Here is a 21,152-nt window from a genome sequence, read left to right on the forward strand (position 1 = left end):
TTAAAGCATCTAATCATTACTCCTGCTCAACGGTTTTAACGGTTAAAATTTGAGCGGGTAAATCAGGCGATGTAACCGTTAATTTGATATCACCAGCTTCATGTCTGCTCTTTATCACAACTAAAGCCTTACCTTTCCATGCCTTACGCGTATTGTCTACATACTGTTCAAAATCTTTCAGATCAGCATTATCCACTCCTGCAATTACACCTGGGCCTTCGATCTTGAAATGCAGGCGGTTGGTAGCATTGGGCTGAACTGTTCCCTCTTTATCGGTTAGCTCAACCGTGATATACGATAAATCCTGCCCGTTGGCCAAGATTTCTTTCCGGTCTGCCCTTAGTATTATTTTTGCCGCATCGCCAGCAGTTTTGAGGATGGCTGATCCCGTTTCCTTATTACCTTCTACCCCTACGGCTTTAATCAAACCCGCAGCATATGGGAGCTGAAAAGTAGCTTTGAACTGTTGTTCGCGCATAGTTGCCTGTTCGCCTATCAGTTTCTCATTAAGGTAAAGCCTCACTTTCGGATATTTGGAATACACTTCAACCTGAATGGTCCTCCCTTCAAAACCAGGCCATGTCCAGCTTTCCCAGGTTGGCCATACCGACCACCAGGTTTCCTTGATCTGTAACGGTTCAGGGGCAGGTTCACGAACGGCCATATAGAGTTTTTCGTTATCGTTGTACAGCATACTCCGGTAATGGGAAATGGGTTTGCGCCATCCGGTCAGGTCGATATCGCCGCAGTAAGCGCCATGCCATGGAAAAAAACTGTTCTCCCAATGCTCACCGGGCACCTCACCCGAATAATAATAACGGCCAATTCCTGACTCACCTAAATAATCCATCGCTGTCCAGACAAAATCACCGATTACGTAGTTGTTTTCCTGTACCAGTTTCCAATTGGCAAAAGCATCTTTCGGATAGGATTCGGTCTGAACGATAATACGAGAAGGCACTCTTTTATGATCTTCCGGGGCAGTTTGCAGGTTGTAATTGTAACCGGCAACATCGTGTACATTTATCAAAGGATCCAGGTTTTCCCATTTGCCTAAATTCACAACTGCAGAAGTTACCGGCCTTGTAGTGTCTAATTTTTTCACTTCCTGCAAAAGCATTTTAGCTGTTTCAACTGCCTCGGGTTTTCCCCGTTCTACAATTTCGTTACCTATGCTCCACATCACGATAGACGGATGATTACGATCCCTCAAAATCATTGTCTCTAAATCTTTTTTCCACCACTGGTTGAAATATTTTGCATAATCATTGGTGTTTTTTCCAATTTTCCAACAATCAAATGATTCATCCATTACCAGCAGGCCTAATCTATCGCAGGCATCAAGAAATGCTTCAGAAGGTGGATTGTGGGAAGTCCTCACGGCATTGAAACCACCAGATTTAAGCAATTCAACTTTACGTTCCTCGGCGCGGTCAAAAGCTGCAGCGCCCAGGCAGCCATTATCGTGATGTACACAGCCGCCGTTTATCTTCACGGTTTTGCCGTTAAGCTGAAATCCATGTTCAGTGGTAAATTTCAGGGAACGGATGCCAAAATTGGTTTTTGTATCGTCCAGCACTTTTTTGTCTTTTACAACCTGGATCTGAGCCTGGTACAAATGTGGTGTTTCGGGTGTCCAGAGCATAGGATCTGACACTTGTATGGTCTGGGTGATTTCCTTCTCGCTATTGGCAGGAAGCTCAACCTTCATCTGGCCATCTCCCGCATTTTTAGCATTCCTGTTCCGAAGAAAAGTTTTTACAACAACGCTCAGCGCAGATGCTGTTTCATTTTTAACCTTGGTTTTCACCAGTACAGTTGCTTTTTTTGAAGATACTTGAGGAGTTGAAATATTCAGGCCCCAGTGCGCAACATGTACAGTACTAGTAACATTTAACCACACATGACGGTAAATACCAGAGCCACTGTACCAACGGCTGTTCATCTGTTGTGAATTGTCGACACGCACTGCAATAACATTTTCTTTTCCAAAATCCAGATACGGCGAAAGGTCATAGCCGAACGATGAATAGCCATAAGGATATACGCCAAGCGATTTTCCGTTGATAAAAACTTCGGAGTTCATATATACGCCCTCAAAATAAACAGAAACGTTTTTTCCCTTCCAGTCTTGAGGAACAGCGAATGTTTTCCTGTACCAGCCAGTTCCCGCCGGAAAATAGCCGCCACCACCACCAGTTGGATTGTTAGGGTTTATTTTTCCTTCGATACTCCAGTCATGCGGCAGATCAAGGCTACGCCAGCCTGAATCATTAAAATCCCTTGATCTGGCCAAGGCTTCATCGCCCTGCAAAAATTTCCAGTTATAATCAAACAACTGTTTGCGCTCGCCGCTATCCCTACTTTGGGCGTTTCCCGACATGCAGTTTACCAAAAGCAAAAACAGGACGGTTAAAATCCCAGGATATAAGCTAATATTATTCTGGGCATTATTTTGAGTGAATTTATTCCTGTACAGGCCCCGTGATCTCCTGCCAACTGCTAGTGTTCCAAATATTTGGTCCATAAAAATACCAGTGTTTTATCAATAATTATCAAATTCAGAATTGTCGCTCCGGTAGGCTTCTACACAGGCTATTTTATTGGAGTGTATTTAAAGTTTCTAAAAGTTACCTTCCCTTCTCCAATGGAACAGAGGCCTATCCGCAAGCTTAAAAACCCGCTAAGTACATTATGGTGCATGCCCGAAACCTCAAAGGAATTTTCAATTTTGTTCCATTTAGCACCATCTTTACTGTAATACAGATCTACCGTGTTTTCTACATTTTTGAGACGCAGGAACACATGGTTGTTAACTACATTTTTTTCAGCCGGAGCCCGCCATCCACGCAGATCGGCAACTATATCTTCATTGTTGGCCAGTATACCTGACGATGCAGCGCTATTGTAAAAAAGAGCCAGCCCGGCAGTTGCTTTTCCTTCAATTAAGACCTCAACATCAACGGTGTAGGAATGATCTTCGGGTATGCATAATAAGGGAGAACTATTGCCTATTGTATTTCCCTTTGCTTTTATTGACAAGCTGTTATTGGCCAATTTAAACCTGTTGGTATCCAGCTCTTCAAAGAATTGCCATTGGGATTTTAACTTATTACCCGCAAAATTGTCGTTCAGGTTAAAATTGGTCTTAGAAAGGGCCAAATCTGGCTTTTTGATCGGTTTACCGTCGTTTATACCTGTGGGTACTTTGTACCAACCGTCTTTTGTCCATTCTATAGGCAACAGCATTGTTTGGCGGCCTTTGTTGTAAAAGTCTTTTTCGTAAGCGTGGAACACCATCCACCAATTTCCTTTTACATCATCAATAATGGTAGCATGCCCTTTCGATCTCCATTTTTCAGATTGTTCTGTTGTTGTTACAATCGGATTATAGGGAGAATTTTCCCATGGTCCGGACAGTGATTTTGAACGCGCAGATACGACCATGTGCCCGGTTATGGGACCTGCTGTTCCGCCTTCGGCCACAGTGATATAATAATATTCTCCTCTTTTTATCAACTTAGGGCCTTCCAGGCAAAAACACTCAATAGACCAGTTTCTAGGGATGGGCCAACCTTGGTATGAATTCTTTTGATTTCCTGCGGTGGAAAGACCATCATCAGATAAAGGCACAAATCCGCCGTCGCTGAAAAACAGATATCTTTTGCCATGCTCATCTGTAATATGTCCGGGGTCGATGTTGCCAATCTTCAAATCAACCGGGTCACTCCATTGACCACCAATCGAATCTGCCGTGACCACATAATTGGTACCGTTTGCGGGGAAATAGATATAAAACTTATTTTTATACTTCACCAGATCGGGTGCATACACCGAACCTACTTTTTTGTGCAGGGCGTGGGTTACTGGTTTCCAGTTGATCAGATCTTTTGAATGCCAGATCAATAAACCCGGATAATATTCGAAGGATGAATGGACCATGTAATAATTATCCCCATCACGTAATATACTCGGATCAGGATAATCGCCGTGGAAAATAGGATTGGTATAGGATCCCGGGGCTTTCGGGTTCTGAGCTAGCTGGTATTGCGCTGTTGCACAAATACTAAACTGGATTAATAAGATTGTGATTATAAGTTTATTCATATTATTCGAAGGTTTTATAAAGCCTTGTCAGGGTGCGTTGAGCAATTCGCAGACAATTCATTTTCATAGATACTTTATTGAATATCTATTTTTGGGTAATTCCTTTCCAGTTATCAGTTCTAAAAGGTACGGCGGGCAGGCCATCCGAATTCATAAGATTACACTGCGGATTATCGGCCCAGGCATAACGTACAGCAACAGGCTCAGGCACTTTATCACTGTAAACGACAATCTCATTCCCTTCAATTTTAGCATCAGCCCAGTGAAAGTGTTTATCTTTGCCCGCAATGGAGAAACCAGTTAACACTTTTGCATCTTTCGAGAATAACCCACCTGCAGTGTTTGTAAAACTGACACGCATGCGACTCCCCTCTTTCGAAAAATTTTTCAGTGATGGCCCAGACGCTGTATTATTCTGTTTATACACGAGTTTATTGGCCACAAGAGCAAGCCTGCGGCCAACCTCCTGTTTATTACCAGGATGAATGTTATCTGACTCTCCGATATCGATGGCACAGGCCATTCCGGTGTTGGGTTGTGATAAGGTTAGCGACTGGGCTTCTCTAAGCTCAGCCCATTCACTTTCGGAAGGAACCGGCTGTGTTTTTTTAAAATTTGCCAGCTGAACATAGAGGAATGGCAAATTCCCCTGTTTCCAGCGTGTGCGCCAATCGTTGATCATCATCGGAAATAATTTACGGTAATTGTAAGCCGCAGTATCATTCGCTTCACCCTGATACCAGAGAAATCCTTTAATTCCGTATGGGATCAGTGGATTAATCATTGAATTGAAAAGTAAAGAAGGATAATATTGGTAATTACGATTTTTGGCTATAGCTGGCTCTAAATCTTTTTGATATTTCCAGGTACCGGCCAATGATATTCTTGCGGTGCCATTTGTAATATAAATTTCATCTGCAGGAGGATTTAATCCACCGCCCCCCCAAAGCATTGCCAACCTAAGGGTAACCACATTCTCACCATTTTTCAGTATTTTGGCAGGAATAGTATAGTGCTGTCCAGGATCAGTATTCCATACCGTTTTACAAATTTCTGTACCATTGAAATACAGAGAATAATTTACATCAGGCCTCCCGATATGGAGTGTTATGTCTGATTTTGAAAAAGTTTCTGGTAAAATGATTTTTTTACGCATCCAAATCATTCCCTCATATTGTCCGATCCCAAAATCCTTTATTAGCTTAGGCATTTCGATTACCGGCCATCCAGAATCATTATAACCTGGCTGCGATATGATTTTATCCGAGTTATGCTGTGGATGGTAAACAATATCCCAACAACGTACCTGGTCAAGGCTATCCTGTACAAAATCCTGCTCACTCAAGGTATCATTTGCCATGGTTTTTGTTTTGGTAATTGGAGAGGAAAGCAATTTTTCCCGACTTGTCCAGGATTCTACTGGTGTACCACCCCAGGTACTTTGTATAATACCAATGGGAACACCTTGGTCCCGGTGTATTTTTTTTGCAAAATAATAAGCTACTGCTGAGAATTGAGGTATATTTTCGGCACTACAAACTTTCCATTTTCCACCTGCAATATCTTTTTGAGGCGTTAATTTCTTAACATGTGTTACTTGAAATAAACGTATTTCAGGAAAATCTGCCTTGGCTATTTCGTCATCTGCATTTAGAGCCTGCTTTACCGACCATTCCATATTGGATTGCCCTGAAGCCAGCCATACGTCGCCAATGAGGATTCCCTTCAATTCGATTTCGGTGCCTTTTGTTCCCTGTTCAGAAATGCTGAGTTGATATGGGCCGCCAGCTTTAAATACGGGGAAATACACCATCCACTTCCCATCCCCGTCAGCAGTTGTACCAATGCGGAACTTTCCAAGCTCGGCGACGATGCGCTTACCAGGTGCAGCACTCCCCCAAACCGGAATTTTGATATCCCGTTGTAAAACCATATTATCTCCAAATACCTTTGCTAAAGTTATTTGGGCAAAGCCATGCACCTGAATAAAATTAAATATTATAAAAAAGGCAAAACTTATTTGCACTTTCAATCTGTTTACTTTTCCCAATCTAAAAATCATAACCTGATAAAACTTATGAGCCTAAACCCTAACTAATTGAAAGAAAAAGACATCGTTTTCATGTAAATCAATTTCTTTTAAAAAAGGAAGTCCTTCTTTTATTGTAATAATCTCTTTTGATATGGGAGAGCCGTCGTTTTGTCGCTTAATCTGCTCTACCTGCTGTTTTGAAAGCTGCAGTGGCTTTTCAATGGAAAGATAGGTTGAGTAAGCATCGTTATTCCGGTAACCTACCTTATAAACTTCAAGTGCATAATTACCGGCGGGTACGTTCGCAATATTGATTTTCAGTCTTCCTTTTGATTTTGAGGGGAGATCGCGGTTATAATATTGTTGATTATTGGTTGAATCGGGAAGCGTGTATGTATAATCCCAAACAAGCGCCTGCATGTTTCCTGATGAATCTTTGCAGATCCAGGAAGCTGCATCTTTATTTACCAGTTCTATATTCCCCAAACGGTTTAAAAACTGGTAGGAATAAAATACCGGCTTGTTAATTCCCTGGGTATTTAGCATTCCAAAACCACCATGAAATGGGGTGTAACGTGGACCTGGTTCTTCAAAAATATCAGTAAAAACCCAATACGACATGGAATTGGCCGCATTCCCTACCTGTTTCAGTTTCTGCAGCACGTATGCCGCGCTGTGATAGCTATCATGAATGGCATCAGCTGGTGTATATGATGAACTCCACTCCGTGTAATGCAACTCCAAATTTGGCATTACCGATTCTTTTATCTCCTTTCTGGATTGAAGTACCTCGCTGCTAACGCTCATCGGATTTTTATCGAGCACAGTCCCCCCCTGTCCGTATTCATCCAGAAATCCCTGCCCTACACCATAAGCATGAGTACTTATAAAATCAATGGGTACATTGTTTTTGTGGCAATATTCGATCATTTCGGGTTCCCAGGCTGCACCTGCAGTTCCAGGACCGCCAACCCGGTATGCTTTATTTACACTTTTAACAGCCTGAGCAGAATATTTGTATAATTTAAAATAATCCTCCTGTGTTCCTGTCCAGAACCCATCCTTGAGGTTGGGCTCATTCCATACTTCAAAATACCAGGTCTTCACTTCATCTGCGCTGTAACGTTCTGTAAAATGTTCTGTAAGATTTTTGACCAAACCAGCCCATTTTTCATAATCTTTTGGCGGAGTTACATTTCCTTTCCACCAGAAAATGGTTTTATTTCCACTTGCAAGCCGTTCGGGCATAAATCCAAGTTCAACAAAAGGTTTTATACCGATGCTATGTAAAAAATCGAATAAGGCATCCACATACATATAGTTGTATTGTGGATTGCCCTTATTGTCTTCGGTGTATACCGCCATATCATCGGTTAACAAGCCATGCATGCGGATGTATTTAAAACCGCACTCTTTCTTAACATATGCAAGTTGTTGCTGCCAATCTGCCCGCAGCCCTTCGTTCGCGCGGCCTGCACCAACGCATTCGTTAAACATGGTATTTAATTTACCTGCAGCTTTGGTAAAATCGACATTTATTGTTCGTTTCTGGGTGGCTGACCTGTTTTCCTTCAAATTTTGAGCAATTAACCTACCCGAAAATGTAAAAAGCAAAACGGCCAATAACCAAATATTTTTTTGCATTTGTGTGTGTTGTTATTTTCCTTCCTGAAGATGGAGGTTCTCTGCCTTGATTTCCATCAATAGTAGCGTTTCCTTATCTACAGAAAATTTATATTTCAATAAACTGTAAGCAATTAAGCACCAAACTTTATTTTTGAGCTTAATTTTACGGCATTATCATTATTTACCAGCTGTAACAATGGCATTGATGGTTCCCTGATCAAGCACCGTGTTGTTTCTACGATCTAAAGCACCACCGGTATCCCAAAAGAAAGGCTTAAGGCCAAAGTGAATAGCCTGTTTGGTTACATAGTTATTCCAATAATCTACAGAAGCATTGTGTGCGGCCAGATCTAAAGGAACATTTTTACTACCGCCCCTTTTATAAGCGCCATATTCTCCTAATAATACCGGGATGCCCTTATCTATAAATTTGGCTTTCATCAAACCAAAGGACCTAATATGTTCGCCCTCCTCACCCCAGGTGGCATTACGGCCAGGCTCAATGGTTGAGTGGTAGGCTGTTCCCCAGTAATAGAACATTTTGCCCCAATTTGCATCATTGTCGAGTATTGTAAATTGTGAAGGCGTATAATTGTGCACTTCTACCATTAAGCGGTTAGGAACCTGGTCAGTAGGCAAGCTATTCATTAAAGTGTTGGTTTTATCCTCATTGGTACTAGGCCCCTGAACAACCAGCACACGGTAACTGTTTCTGCCACCGGTAGAGCGAACGGCGTTGATAAATGTCTGGTGATAACCATTGAGTATGGCCATCTGTTCTGCATTTTCTACCTCAGGTTCATTGGCGCTGGCAAACATCAGGTGCTCATCGAAATCTCTCATGGTTGTAGCAATCTGTTCCCATAATGCCTTTTGTTTGGCATTAACAGAATCTTTCTTTATCTGATTGATATTTTTTTCCAGCCAGCCACCGTCCCAGTGGATATTGAGCATAACGTACATATCATTATCTACGCAATATTTAACTACTTCTTTTACCCGGTTAAGCCATGCAGGGTCAATGGTAGCCTTTTGTCGGTCACTCAAATGTTTCCAATCCCAGGAACAAGGAATCCTTACAGCATTAAAACCTGTCTGTTTCACAAATTTCACATATGATTCGGTAATCTGCGGATTACCCCATCCACTTTCACCACCTGGCGATTCCATTGTATTTCCAATGTTCCACCCTAATTTCATTTTGGCTGCCAACTGCACAGCTGCGCTGTTCATCCCTGTTTGGTCGGGCGCTTTGGGCGATGTATTGTAGGAAGGGAATAGCGTGCTCGTTTGCGATATCGTAACCCTTCGGGCCTGTCCGTTATCTGAGTTAACTACCATTACCGCAGATCGGGAAGCACCTGTAAGGTTAGGCATTGCGGTTAACTTTAATTCGGTATTTCCTTCGCTTCCTGCAGTCTGGCTGATCTGCAACCAAAGATCGGCAGGATTTTTAGTATTCCATTTGCCATTGCTGGTAACCGTTATATTTGAGATGCCTCCATCGGGCTGAAAAGCAACTTCAGATAAAGAAATATTAAGTTGCGGCTGCACATCCTCCTTCTTTTTGCAAAATGCAGTAAAAAGAGTAAGTGACAGTAATACTAAGATACCTAATTGTCCTTTTATTTTTATACTTCTAAAATGACTCATTATTTATTTATGTTTTAAAATGATAGATGTTTTGTTGACAAAAGCGATAAAGCTAATGAAGCTGTATCATAAGTTGTGTTTATGTTGAATTTGTCACGTTGAGCCTGTCGAAACGCCTTTAAGATATTTAAAGGGGTCCTTCGACAAGCTCAGGATGACAATTTTAGATCTATGATACAGTTTCAGTTAATTTATTTAATTCTTACCACTCTGATGTTATCTACAGCTGCTTCAAAATTCTCGACCATTGTTGTGCCGTCATTCATGAAGGTAAAATTAATGGCTCCATTCCCTTGGGCACCAACAAGCGCTGTTAAGTTTGAGGCTGGTAATCCATTATTTAGAAAGTTTGATAGCGGAATGGCAACGGTTTGCCAACCATTGGTTTTGAAGGGGGTACTTGAGCCATTGACGTTCTTCCATGGTCTGTAAACAGCAGCATAATTAAATGCGAAATCTTTCACAATCTGGAGCGTACCATTAACCCACGGCTTATTTACTGCTATTTCAAATTTAAGTGCATAGTGGCTTAGCGAATCAGACAAATTTGCAGCTGGAATCCACTGTACAGAATTTGTATTCATCGAACGTCCGCCTTCCCACCAGCTTCCATTCCCCGCAGGTACATTTGATGCTTTCATCACACCATAATTACCAGTGTGTCCTGGGTAATTTACAGAACTGTTTGAAACATCAGAGCCCCAAGCCAAAGTATTTACATCATCATAATTATTTAACATCCCAGTGGCATAATCATGAACATTATAAAAAGTTTTGGCCTCTCCTGCTTTGGTAACAACCGTAACGATTCCGCCATTTGTAAGGCCGGCAGGTACTACCAGGCTGATGGATGTGCCATCGTTAGATCCGGTAAAAGCCGTTACATCTTGCCCTGCGTAGTTTACACGCTTGATAAAAAAGAAATTCAATCCATTTATCCGTACAGAATCTCCGGGGTTAGCACTCTCATTTGATATACCGGTTATGGTTGGGGCCGGGGCTACTATCGGAAATGAAAAAGTTGTTTCTCCGTGGGTGGTTACATAGCGTATCGTATTAAGCTGCGATGGTTCAACTGTAGGAAATGCAATTACTGCAGGCATTAACACAATTGCGCTTGTATCAGAAAACCAGGAATCGTTAAAAGAGCCTTTAACACCATTAAAATATATCTGAAGCGCACCTCTTAAATTTTTCCCGGTAATTACAATCCATTTTCCTGTACCTACCCTGGTGATCAGTGAGTCGCCCGGACTGGCTACGTAATTGCGTATTCCGGTAATTTCCGGCGAACCGGAAGAAGAGGATGATGTTTCTTTTTTACAACCCTGTTGTATAAAAAAGATTATGGCAATTAAAACAAGTAACAAATGGCTATTAGCCCTGTTCAATAAATTTTTCATATTAATCTCAATTAATAATTAGTGTTGTTAATTAATAGTATGCTACCGGTGGATCCAACAGTTTAGGATCGGCGGTTATCTCTGTTGCAGGGATAGGTAGCGTAAATGTGGCTATGGTTGGCGGCGTGATTACGATACCACTGGTATTTCTGGTTTTCTTTCCCGTAGCCGGATCATACGTAAATTGCACCCTTGTATTTTTTGAAATCTGGTTGCTTAGCAGTGTAATTGCTCCTTGCGGATTATAATATGAAAGGCGAACCAAGTCGAACCAGTATTGACCTTCAAATGCCAGTTCAATCCTCCTTTCATTCCTTAGCAGTTCTGTAGTGATAGTTGTTACCGGATCAACGCCAGCTCTTTTTCTGATCATGTTGAAAACCCTTAAGGCTTCGGCATCGGAAGTTGAACTGTTGTTGCCCAATAGCGCCTCCACATATACCAGGTAAACATCTGCCAAACGCAAAATAGCGTTGTGTTCTGTAGACGACCAGATATCCATAGTTGGTGCATTATTATCGATGGCTGTACCAACAATGTGTTTTTTAACACTGCAGGATGTGGCCGTATAACCTCCGCCTGCGGCATTCAGATCTGGGTAATGATCGCCCGTAAGCATGAAAGTAGCTTTCCGACGTATGGAATCCTGAGGCGTGTACAAACTATCCAAATCAAATGTAGGACCTATTGCTCCACCCCATCCACCGCCGGGAGGAACTACACTCGAGCTGGGGGCAAATTGGGTTTGGATGGCATTACCATTTCCATAACCTACACCTGGTGCCCACTGGAAAGCAAAAAGCGATTCTGAATTATCGTTAAATTGTGTCCTGAAAAGATTATAATAACTTGGCAATAGCGTTAAACCACTGGTATTGATCACATTTTTGGCATAAAATGCAGCACTGTCAAGGTCCGATTGATTTCTGCTTCCCCCTAAACCAGCTTTGGTTAGGTATACTTTTGCCAGCATGCCCTGTGCAGACCAGGTAGTTACGCGACCTGTCTGATCGCGTGTTGGTAAAGCAGCAGCTGCAAAGCGAAGATCATTAACAATAAAACGGTAAACGTCGGCAAGGCGATGACGGGGCAATAGCGGTTCTTTGATCAGTTTATCATTATCTTCTATTATTGGCACTGCCCCCCACAATTGCGCCAAATGAAAATATGCCGTGGCACGTAAAAATTTCAGCTCGCCAAGTGCACCATTTTTATTTTTCAGCGGTATGCTATCGGCTGCTCTGGTATTGATGGCCTTAATATTGGTATTGCAGTGTGCTACTATTTTATAAAAACAGCGCCAAGATGTTCCAATTTGTCCGTTATTGCTGGTTACTGCAAACGAAGTTAACTGGGCAAGGTCGGCATTATAGGGCTGCAGCATATTGCCGCTCAGAATATCGCCGATGCCCAGTAGCGGAAAATTATTCCAATCAGACCATGGCTGCGCATAAAGGGCAGCTGTGGCAAGCCTTAAGTCTGCAGCGCTCTTATAAAAATTATCTGTTGTTATTTGCGACAAGGGCGGTCTATCCAGAAAATCTTTTTTACAGCTGCTTATTAGTGTGGCAGCAGCGAATAAAGTGAGTATATATAGTTTAATATGTTTCATAATTTTTGGTCTTAGTTGTTTAAAATAGAGATGTTGGCACCAATAGTAAACACACGTGGCTGCGCATAATATCCATTATCTACACCTGCTGCTAAGGGATTCCATGAACCTATCTCAGGATCGTAACCTTTATATTTTGTAATTGTAAATACGTTGGTTACCTGGGCATACAAGCGCAAGTTTTTCAGGTGGATTTTGGATAAAAGACTCTCTTTAAAATTGTATCCCAGCGTAATGCTTTTGCACCTGATAAAGGAGCCATCTTCGATATATTTGCTCGAAAAACGTTGGTTGTCGTTACCACTGGCCTGGCTGATTCTGGTGATACTGGTTTCGGGATTGGTAATATATACGTTGTTGATATCAGCAGCAGAACCTGCAGGATTAATTAATCCGATGCGGGCATAATCTCCCACGTTTCTAAAGTATCCAAAGTTCTGATTCGGATTTTCTGCATCTACCCTCACCTGGTTATAAAGTTTATTGCCATAATTGCCGGACATGAAGATATTCAGGTCAAAGTTTTTATAATTAAAGCTGTTGTTTATCCCAAACTGGAATTTCGGAATTGGAGAACCTAAATAAACCTGGTCGCTTTCATCGATCACACCATCGTTATTTTGATCCTTAAATATAACATCACCTACCCATACGCCTCCCGAACCATTGGTAATTGGTATTGGAAGACCTCCTTTTTGCGGTAAGGCAGGATACTTTTTAAAATCTTCTGCATTTTTATAGGTACCCAGGGCTTCATAGCCATAATATTCCCCGATCGATCGGCCCACCGTTGATTTGGTAATTGCTGTGCTGCCTGCATAACCATATAATGCGGCAGCATCGGTATTTAAGGTGAGGATTTTATTGTTGTTACGCGAAAATGTCAGATTACTTCTCCAGTTGAAGTTTTTAGATTTAATATTATGGCTGGTTACAGAAAATTCAATCCCTTTATTGCTCACAGAACCGATGTTGATATAAGGTGACTGGATCGATCCCGGGGCATAACCTGTAGCATCAACCATACCTGAATATAGTGGTAAGGTGAGGCTTAACAATAGGTTATCCGTTCTTTTATAATACGCATCTATCGAAAAATCGACCCTTCTGTTCAGTATACTTACATCCAGACCGGTATTATATCCTTTTGTGGTTTCCCATTTTACGTCGGGATTGCCACTGGTAGCGATCAACTGCGAATTACCCGATAATGATGTTGCTACAGTAGTTAAAGTTGAACCGTAGGCATAATCACGAATATTTTGATTATTCTGCAAACCATATCCGATCCTAAGTTTCAGGTCATCGATCGCTTTTACGTCTTTAAGAAATTTTTCCTGTTTAAGTTTCCAGGCGAATGCACCAGAATAAGTGGTCACCCATCTGTTATTAGCTGCAAATTTGGATGATCCATCATTACGGACGTTAAGTGTAATATTATACTTATCATCGTATTTAAAATCAATACGGCCGAAATAGGACTCTCCAGCTGTTTGCCCTTTATCGCCAGAGTTGGTTGCCGTTGTGGCATCACCACCATTTATGGCCTGTACATTATTGCTGGGAAAATTTGTTCTCTTTGCCGATACGTTTTCATAATCCCACAGTTTAGACTCGTGCCCAACCATTGCATTCAGGTTATATTTGTTGGCAAAAGAATGTGCGTAGGTTAGGTAATTGGTAAGGGAATAAAATGTATTTTTTCCACTAGAATAAGTTGCCGAATTAGAGGTTTTGGAGTAAGCACCCATGGTATAAATAGGATCGAACTGATCTTCGGTAGCCGTCGTAAAATTCCCTGATATTTCATTGCGTAGTGTAAGTCCTTTGGCAAACTGAACCTCTGCATAAGCATTTCCGAATAATTCGTAGCGGTTTTTAAGGTCTTTTACAATTTTTGCCAAAGCAAATGGATTGGTTCCCGTAGCGCCATAAATATTGGGATCATTACCACCCCAGGTGCCGTCCGGGTTTACTACATTTACATCTGGCGTTTGATTTAATGCCTGTCTGATTACGCCTGCCTGAGATGTAGTAACGTTTTCTTTTACGTTGGCCAGCTGCAGGCTCACCCCCAATTTTAACCAATCGGTTGTTTTGTTATCCAGATTTAACCTGCTCGAAATCCTTCTGAAATCAGATCCGAGTGCAATTCCGTCCTGAGAAAAATAAGTTCCAGAAAGATAATATTTTGTTCTGGCATCACCTCCTGTTAGCGCAACGTTATGGTTTTGCATCAGCGCGGTTCTAAAAAGCGCTTTTTGCCAATCCGTCCCCACTCCAAGGTATGCCGGATTTGCAAACTGTGGTCTGAGATCATAGCCTATAATCGCAGCCTTTTCATTCATAAAGGTTGCATATTCTTTGAGGTTCATTACCTCATAGTATTTGGGCAGTGCCTGTGCACCGGCATAGCCATCATAACTGATTACCGGTGGACCAGAAATCCCCCGTTTGGTGGTGATGATAACCACACCGTTGGTTGCCTGTGCTCCATAAATAGCGGTAGCAGATGCATCCTTCAAAATATCAATTGAAGCGATTTCGGATGGATTGATGCTTGATAATGGATTTGTACCCTTATCGCCGGTTGAAGGTAGGATCTGAAGTCCATCAACTACATATAACGGCGGGTTGTTGCTAAAGCCAGACAATCCGCGGATCTGTACCGAAACACCGCCACCGGGCTGGCCCGAAATCTGCTGTACTACAACGCCGGGAACTTTTCCCTGTAGTGCCTGATCAACAGTGGTAGGTTGTGTTTTAAGGAGTTCTGTCCCTGAAATAGAAGATACAGAGCCTGTAAGATCACGTCTGGCCTTATCGCCGTAACCGATCACAACCACTTCGTCCAGTTTTGTAGATTCGATCCTTAAAATAACATTGATGACACTACCATCACCAATCATTATTTCCTGAGACTGAAAACCGATCATTTTGAAAACAAGTACATCTCCGGTATTTGCCCTTATAGAATACTGTCCTTGCTGATTTGTTGATACAGCTGTTTTTTTTGTTTTTACCTGTACCGTGGCACCGACCAATGGCGCAGGATTGTCGCTTCCCACGATCTTTCCTGTAATCTGCCTCTCCTGAGCATAGCTTTTTAAATGCATAAGCACTAAGAAAATTACCACCAGCAAAAAAGTCGGTAATTTCCGAATAGAAATTGTTTGGTTCATATTTGGTTTATTTTGGTTTGTTTCGCCCTTAATTAACGACACCTCCAGGAACAGCGAGACATATAAGAGTTTATTCTTCCCTGACCACTGATCCTAATTGCCTGCCATTAATTATTGGCTTTGAATATTCAAATATAGTTTCAAGTCAAATTGACGAATGCCTCAAATGATACAAAGAAGGATATTTTTGTTACATAACTATCGATAAACATTTTGATTAGAAAGCCAATCAAAACATCTTTAAGCACTGAAAAACAGATAAATAACTAAAAAAAAAGATAATTCTACCACATAAAACCATCTCGCTGTTATGTAACATTTTATCGTTATAGGCTTTATCTGGAAGGGATTCTGTTAACTTGAGGCACTTGAAATCTCTGCTTATTGCCTCCGGATAGGATAAACTTTTCATTAAAAATTCTTCCCCTGGATTTTTTCTCGTTGGACTAACATTGTGCAGATCACATGCAGTTTACGCTCAGCAAACTTTAGTAGAGGAACAAAAAATCAGGAAACCTGGAAAAACACCGGACAGTTGAGCAGGATGACACCACAGCCCTTAAAAGATATAGACAGAACAATATCTGGTGAATAATTGCAAGCAAACTTACTGTAAAACACCAAAATCAACAGGCAACATTTGTTACCTATTTAGTAACATATATGCCCTTTGTGCAGATTACCTATCGCTACTTTTAATTGTTAGCATGCAGCTCCTATAAACCGATGGACCATTCTTAATTTTATAATCAGCGTGCTGCTGGTTCGAATTAGTATTACCGCCCATTACAGGTTTATCAGCTTCAGCCTGCTAATAATAATTACATCTAACCAAATACAATTATGAGCATGAAAATCATCAATCTAACAAGGCTGTTAGAACCAACAAGACTGCGGGTCCGGCTACTGTCGAGAAGTGCATGGCCCGTCAGAGTACAAACAATCGTCAACGGAAAAAACACAACATCAACCGATGGTAACAAACCGCTTTTCTGTATTAGCTTAGCTAAAAAGGAATGCAAACCGCATTACCTGCACCGACGGTTCCTATCCGATCATTAAAAAAACTATCTGTAAAAAGCTAGTCGTAAACTATTATTAGCTGTTATCGAATTAAATATCAATGTAATACAGTTCACCAACAAAATCATCTACACTATGAGAATCTTAAAATATTTTATGGGCATCTTCATGTTCCTTTTGGTAACAAGATGCCAAAAGCCGGAAGTTGTCGTTCCAGAATCGGATACAATCAATAAAACAATTGCCAGGGCGTTAACTGCAACCAGTTATCCAAGTTATAACCTATCACCTCTTCCCCCCGATCAATCGGGGGTAAACAGTACGGCAATGCAGCTTTCGACAAAATTCAAACTGGGCTGGAATATAGGCAACACACTTGAGGCAATTGGCGGTGAAACAAACTGGGGCAATCCTATGGTTAGTCAGGCGCTTATCGATCAGGTGAAAAGAAGCGGTTTTACTGCCGTCCGGATCCCCTGCTCATGGAACCAATACATGGCCAACAGTGCTACGGCACAACTTCAGCAATCATGGCTGAACAGGGTAAAGCAGGTTGTGCAATACTGTGTTAACGATGGTCTGTATGTAATATTAAATATCCATTGGGACGGGGGCTGGCTGGAGAACAACTGTACCCCAGCCCAACAGGCAGCGGTTAACGCCATGCAAAAAGCTTTTTGGGAGCAGATTGCTACGCAGATGCGTGATTTTGACGAACATGTTATGTTTGCCAGTGCTAACGAACCTGCAGTATCAGATGCTACCGGAATGGGCGTTCTGCTTTCCTATCATCAAACCTTTGTGAATGCGGTCAGATCAACTGGTGGCCGAAATAGTTACAGGGTATTGGTTATCCAAGGGCCCACAACCAACATTGAAAGCACCAGCAATTTAATGAATACCCTACCCACCGATCCTGCAGCGAATCGCCTGATGGTTGAAGTACACTATTATACTCCTTTTAATTTTGCCGGTCTCACCGAGGACGTAAGTTGGGGCAATATGTTTTATTATTGGGGCAATGGATATCATTCCACTACTGACGCTTCACGGAATGCCACTTTTGGCGAGGAATCAAATGCCGGAGCAGATTTTTCGCTGATGAAGACCAAGTATATTGATAAGGGCATTCCGGTAATATTGGGCGAATATGGCGCAATCCGGCGATCGACAACGCTTTCTGGTGATGCGTTGACACTCCATATGGCCAGCAGGGCATACTATATAAACCATATCACCCATCAGGCACTCTTAAATGGCTTACTTCCATTTTATTTCGATGATGGGTCAAGTGGAAACAATGCATTCAGAATCATTGACAGGCAGACAAATGGAGTTGCTGATCAGCAAGGCCTTGCCGCAGTGGTACAGGGAGCGCAAAATAACACGACCTCAAACATCCAGGTAGGACAGGTTTACCAGATTGTAAACAGATACAGCTTTAAGGCATTGGAAATTGGAGGATGGGGTACTGCTAATCAAACACCTGCTCAGCAGTGGGCTTATGTAGCGGGGGCAAATCAGCAGTTCAAAGTGGAAGATGCAGGAGGTGGATATTACAGGTTAACACCAATGCATGCCACCGGAAAGTGTTTAGAAATTAATGGCTGGAGCACTGCCGATGGCGGCCAGGCAGCTTTATGGGATTACAGTGGTGGTGCAAATCAAAAATGGTCAATTCAGATTACCTCTAATGGATATTATAGGATCATTAATGTAAATAGCGGAAAGGCTTTGGATATTAATGGATCGTCACTCAACAATGGTGGCACAGCTATTCAATGGTCTTATAGTGGTGGACGTAATCAGCAGTGGGCATTTTTGAAAATATAAACATTACAAACCAATAATCTGATACCGTTGCTCAGCATTTATGTCAGGCGCTATCAGGTCTTTTGGGCGACCTGACTAAAAGCGAGCTCATGTTACAATGAAAAAATTTCAGTCCCGTGAACTGAAAAAATTTCAGAAAAAATGAAAATTTTTCAGTTTGACTGCTATAATCACTTTATTTTCACCACTGGCATAACAGTTGATTAACCAAAAATGGGACAATCAGCGTCCAGAGAAAATTAATTGATTTATAGTCCATTTATTATTAAAAATTGTAAAGGAGAAAACACTATGACATTGGTTAAATTCAATCCGGAAAAAAAGAACAGCTCATTATTGCCAGGCTTTAATGACATCTTTGAATCAGTACTCGGCGATACTTTTTTTACCGACCGCCGTTTAAGCAGCGTTCCAGCTGTAAATATCTCGGAGTCAGCCGATCACTATCATATTGAGCTTGCTGCACCCGGACTTAAAAAAGATGATTTCCGCGTTTCGGTAGAGCGGGACATGCTTACTATCTCAACTGAAACAAAAAACGAAAACCTCAGCGAAGGAAGAACCTATAACAGAAAAGAGTATAGTTATTCGGCCTTCACAAGATCTTTCACACTTCCTGAAAGTGCTGACGTTGAAAAGATCAGTGCAAGCTATAACGATGGAATTCTGAAACTTGAACTTCCTAAAAAAGAGGAAGCCAAGGTGGTCGCCAGGCAGATCGAAATCCAATAAAAAAAAGCCGCTGTTTGCGGCTTTTTTTTATTCACGACCTCGAATCAATAGACTTAAAAAAAGAGCTGATTGCAGCTGGAAGATCAATGCACTCCCTCTCTATGCCGGAAAGGAGTGCTAACACCCTAACCAGTTAATAAAATGTGCGGGAATGGAAGGTACATCTGCAGACTTTCGCACCGATAGTGCTATACAGGATTAATTAATGGTAAACTGAAATAAAAAACAGAGCCCTTTTTTAACTGGCTTTCTGCCCATATTTTTCCGCCATGTCTCTGGATAATCTCGGCAGATAGATAAAGTCCTATTCCAAAACCGGCAACAGTACTCATCCGATTGTTTTCTACCCGGTAAAACCGTTCGAATAGTTTTGGGATATCGTTTTCATCTATTCCCATCCCATGATCCGTTATGCGGAATACGGCTGTGCCGTCCTGAAGATAACTTTCAATAATTATTTCACTGTCAACAGGTGAATATTTCACCGCGTTGCTGATCAGATTATTCACCACATGGCCAAGTTTGTCCCTGTCTACATTAACAAAAAAACCTGGCTGGAATGCAAACTTTATATTATGGTTGTTTACCGTTGCAATATATTCCTCCACCACTTCCGTAAGCAGGACAGACATTTCCATGGGCTGAAAATCCATCAGCATTTTTCCCGACTCCAAACGCGAGAGGTTAAGAAAACCATTGATCATGCCTGTCATTTTATTGATCTGACGCTCAGCACCCTTGAGGGCCTTGTCTGGAAAGCCGTTCAAAGTACCTCCGGCTTTCAGCTGCATAACCTGAATATAACCTTTCATGGAAGTAAGCGGGGTTTTGAGCTCGTGACTAACCATTGCAATAAAATCGTTCTTCCGCTGTTCATCCCTTTTCTGATCTGTCACATCCATCAGAACAGCATAAAAGCTATCAAAATCGCCATAACTGCTTTTTTTAAACTTGCCTACTATCCTCATCCAACGGTTATCACCGGAAATAAGATGCTTGATTGGATAGGTATAATCCAGGGGCTTTCCAAGATTGATACAATCCTGAAGGACCTCTTGGAGCGCTGACAGATATTCACCGTCAACACTGCTCAACACCATCGTCCAATTGACTTCCCCCTCCAAAGGCAGGCCACAGAGTTTCCTGAACCGTTCTGATACTTCAACCCGTCCTGTTTTAATATCCAGGTTACAACTGCCCAGCTCGGCGGCATCGAAGGCCGACTGTAGGTTATCTTCACTCTCCCTAAGTGCATCGAGTGCATCTTTAAGCTGACCGTTGACTTCTTTCTGAAGATCATTGACTGCTGCGAGTTTTTCATTGATAGTCTCGAGTTCCTGTGTCCTTAGCCTAACTGTATTTTCAAGATTTTCATTGAGTTCATCTGCATTTTTTCTTGCTGCTTCAAGTTCCCTGTTCCTGGTTTCCAAAAGCAACTGGTTTTTCTTCAGCTCGCTCAGATCGGTAATAATGACGCTTAGTGAAGTACCTTCATCAAGGTTAAGCGCTTTTAGAGAGAGTTGAACCGGTAAGGAAGTCCCGGAGCTGTTGATGATATCTACTTCTGCCCTGGTGTCCACTTCCCACGCTCCATCGATCGTTTCTTTGACAAAGGCCTGATCTTCTGTTGAAAAAAATGCCAAAAAATTTAGACCGATAACTTTTTCTAAAGGCAGCCCCAAAAGCCGGGCGAGCTGTGAGTTGCAATACAGTACCCGATATGATTCATCGAGGGTAAGTGCGCTTTCGGTCATCTGTTCGATAAAGATCCTGTAGGTATGATCAGCACTCTTAAGCGTAAAAAGCTGATGACCATCCTGACCATTTACAATCAGGGCATCAACTTCTCCAGAGCGGATCGCATGGATAATATCGTTGGCTTCCTCGAGCTGGATACGAAGTTCTTCATAGGCCTGCTCTAGCCTGATATGTTCACTTGACTTCTGCAT

The 21,152-nt window shown here is 41.9% G+C and carries 11 protein-coding genes; 2 read left to right on the forward strand and 9 right to left on the reverse strand.

What is annotated here, in order from left to right; genetic code table 11:
- Positions 1-16: 16 nt before the first annotated feature.
- The 8 genes from ACN9MR_RS14335 to ACN9MR_RS14370 all read right to left on the reverse strand — a co-directional run bounded on the left by ACN9MR_RS14335 (position 17) and on the right by ACN9MR_RS14370 (position 15,615).
- Complete coding sequence (locus tag ACN9MR_RS14335; RefSeq protein ID WP_426324600.1) at positions 17-2,527, reverse strand: glycoside hydrolase family 2 TIM barrel-domain containing protein; 2,511 nt, start codon at positions 2,525-2,527, stop codon at positions 17-19.
- Positions 2,528-2,595: 68 nt separating this feature from the next.
- Positions 2,596-4,107, reverse strand: a complete 1,512-nt coding sequence (locus ACN9MR_RS14340) for a family 43 glycosylhydrolase (RefSeq protein WP_426324602.1) — start codon at positions 4,105-4,107, stop codon at positions 2,596-2,598.
- A gap of 85 nt (positions 4,108-4,192) precedes the next feature.
- Positions 4,193-6,169 (reverse strand): sialate O-acetylesterase, encoded by a 1,977-nt coding sequence (locus tag ACN9MR_RS14345; RefSeq protein ID WP_426324603.1) that lies wholly within the window; start codon positions 6,167-6,169, stop codon positions 4,193-4,195.
- Between the two features lie 21 nt (positions 6,170-6,190).
- Positions 6,191-7,783, reverse strand: coding sequence for a GH39 family glycosyl hydrolase (locus tag ACN9MR_RS14350; protein WP_426324604.1), 1,593 nt, complete (start codon positions 7,781-7,783; stop codon positions 6,191-6,193).
- Between the two features lie 159 nt (positions 7,784-7,942).
- Complete coding sequence (locus ACN9MR_RS14355; protein ID WP_426324605.1) at positions 7,943-9,418, reverse strand: cellulase family glycosylhydrolase; 1,476 nt, start codon at positions 9,416-9,418, stop codon at positions 7,943-7,945.
- A 191-nt stretch (positions 9,419-9,609) separates the two neighbouring features.
- Positions 9,610-10,821: a glycan-binding surface protein gene (locus tag ACN9MR_RS14360; protein ID WP_426324606.1), complete on the reverse strand. Its 1,212-nt coding sequence runs from the start codon at positions 10,819-10,821 to the stop codon at positions 9,610-9,612.
- A 31-nt stretch (positions 10,822-10,852) separates the two neighbouring features.
- Positions 10,853-12,433, reverse strand: coding sequence for a RagB/SusD family nutrient uptake outer membrane protein (locus tag ACN9MR_RS14365; protein ID WP_426324607.1), 1,581 nt, complete (start codon positions 12,431-12,433; stop codon positions 10,853-10,855).
- Positions 12,434-12,444: 11 nt separating this feature from the next.
- Positions 12,445-15,615, reverse strand: coding sequence for a SusC/RagA family TonB-linked outer membrane protein (locus ACN9MR_RS14370; RefSeq protein WP_426324608.1), 3,171 nt, complete (start codon positions 15,613-15,615; stop codon positions 12,445-12,447).
- A gap of 1,158 nt (positions 15,616-16,773) precedes the next feature.
- Here ACN9MR_RS14370 and ACN9MR_RS14375 point away from each other — a divergent pair.
- Together ACN9MR_RS14375 and ACN9MR_RS14380 are read left to right on the forward strand one after the other, a co-directional pair.
- On the forward strand, positions 16,774-18,471 hold the full coding sequence (locus ACN9MR_RS14375; RefSeq protein WP_426324609.1) for a cellulase family glycosylhydrolase: 1,698 nt from the start codon (positions 16,774-16,776) through the stop codon (positions 18,469-18,471).
- Positions 18,472-18,762: 291 nt separating this feature from the next.
- Positions 18,763-19,203, forward strand: a complete 441-nt coding sequence (locus tag ACN9MR_RS14380; RefSeq protein WP_426324610.1) for an Hsp20/alpha crystallin family protein — start codon at positions 18,763-18,765, stop codon at positions 19,201-19,203.
- A gap of 188 nt (positions 19,204-19,391) precedes the next feature.
- Here the strand turns inward: ACN9MR_RS14380 and ACN9MR_RS14385 are convergent, their stop codons facing one another.
- Complete coding sequence (locus ACN9MR_RS14385) at positions 19,392-21,152, reverse strand: ATP-binding protein (RefSeq protein WP_426324611.1); 1,761 nt, start codon at positions 21,150-21,152, stop codon at positions 19,392-19,394.

The sequence above is a fragment of the Pedobacter sp. R-06 genome (genome assembly GCF_049913135.1).
In the GTDB taxonomy this organism is placed as follows: Bacteria; Bacteroidota; Bacteroidia; order Sphingobacteriales; family Sphingobacteriaceae; genus Pedobacter.

What these genes read in the sequence shown, in the direction of transcription:
- ACN9MR_RS14335 (WP_426324600.1), bottom strand. Translation starts at nt 2,527, where the DNA reads ATGGACCAAATATTTGGAACACTAGCAGTTGGCAGGAGATCACGGGGC.
- ACN9MR_RS14340 (WP_426324602.1), bottom strand. Translation starts at nt 4,107, where the DNA reads ATGAATAAACTTATAATCACAATCTTATTAATCCAGTTTAGTATTTGT.
- ACN9MR_RS14345 (WP_426324603.1), bottom strand. Translation starts at nt 6,169, where the DNA reads ATGATTTTTAGATTGGGAAAAGTAAACAGATTGAAAGTGCAAATAAGT.
- ACN9MR_RS14350 (WP_426324604.1), bottom strand. Translation starts at nt 7,783, where the DNA reads ATGCAAAAAAATATTTGGTTATTGGCCGTTTTGCTTTTTACATTTTCG.
- ACN9MR_RS14355 (WP_426324605.1), bottom strand. Translation starts at nt 9,418, where the DNA reads ATGAGTCATTTTAGAAGTATAAAAATAAAAGGACAATTAGGTATCTTA.
- ACN9MR_RS14360 (WP_426324606.1), bottom strand. Translation starts at nt 10,821, where the DNA reads ATGAAAAATTTATTGAACAGGGCTAATAGCCATTTGTTACTTGTTTTA.
- ACN9MR_RS14365 (WP_426324607.1), bottom strand. Translation starts at nt 12,433, where the DNA reads ATGAAACATATTAAACTATATATACTCACTTTATTCGCTGCTGCCACA.
- ACN9MR_RS14370 (WP_426324608.1), bottom strand. Translation starts at nt 15,615, where the DNA reads ATGAACCAAACAATTTCTATTCGGAAATTACCGACTTTTTTGCTGGTG.
- ACN9MR_RS14375 (WP_426324609.1), top strand. Translation starts at nt 16,774, where the DNA reads ATGAGAATCTTAAAATATTTTATGGGCATCTTCATGTTCCTTTTGGTA.
- ACN9MR_RS14380 (WP_426324610.1), top strand. Translation starts at nt 18,763, where the DNA reads ATGACATTGGTTAAATTCAATCCGGAAAAAAAGAACAGCTCATTATTG.
- ACN9MR_RS14385 (WP_426324611.1), bottom strand. Translation starts at nt 21,152, where the DNA reads ATGCAGAAGTCAAGTGAACATATCAGGCTAGAGCAGGCCTATGAAGAA.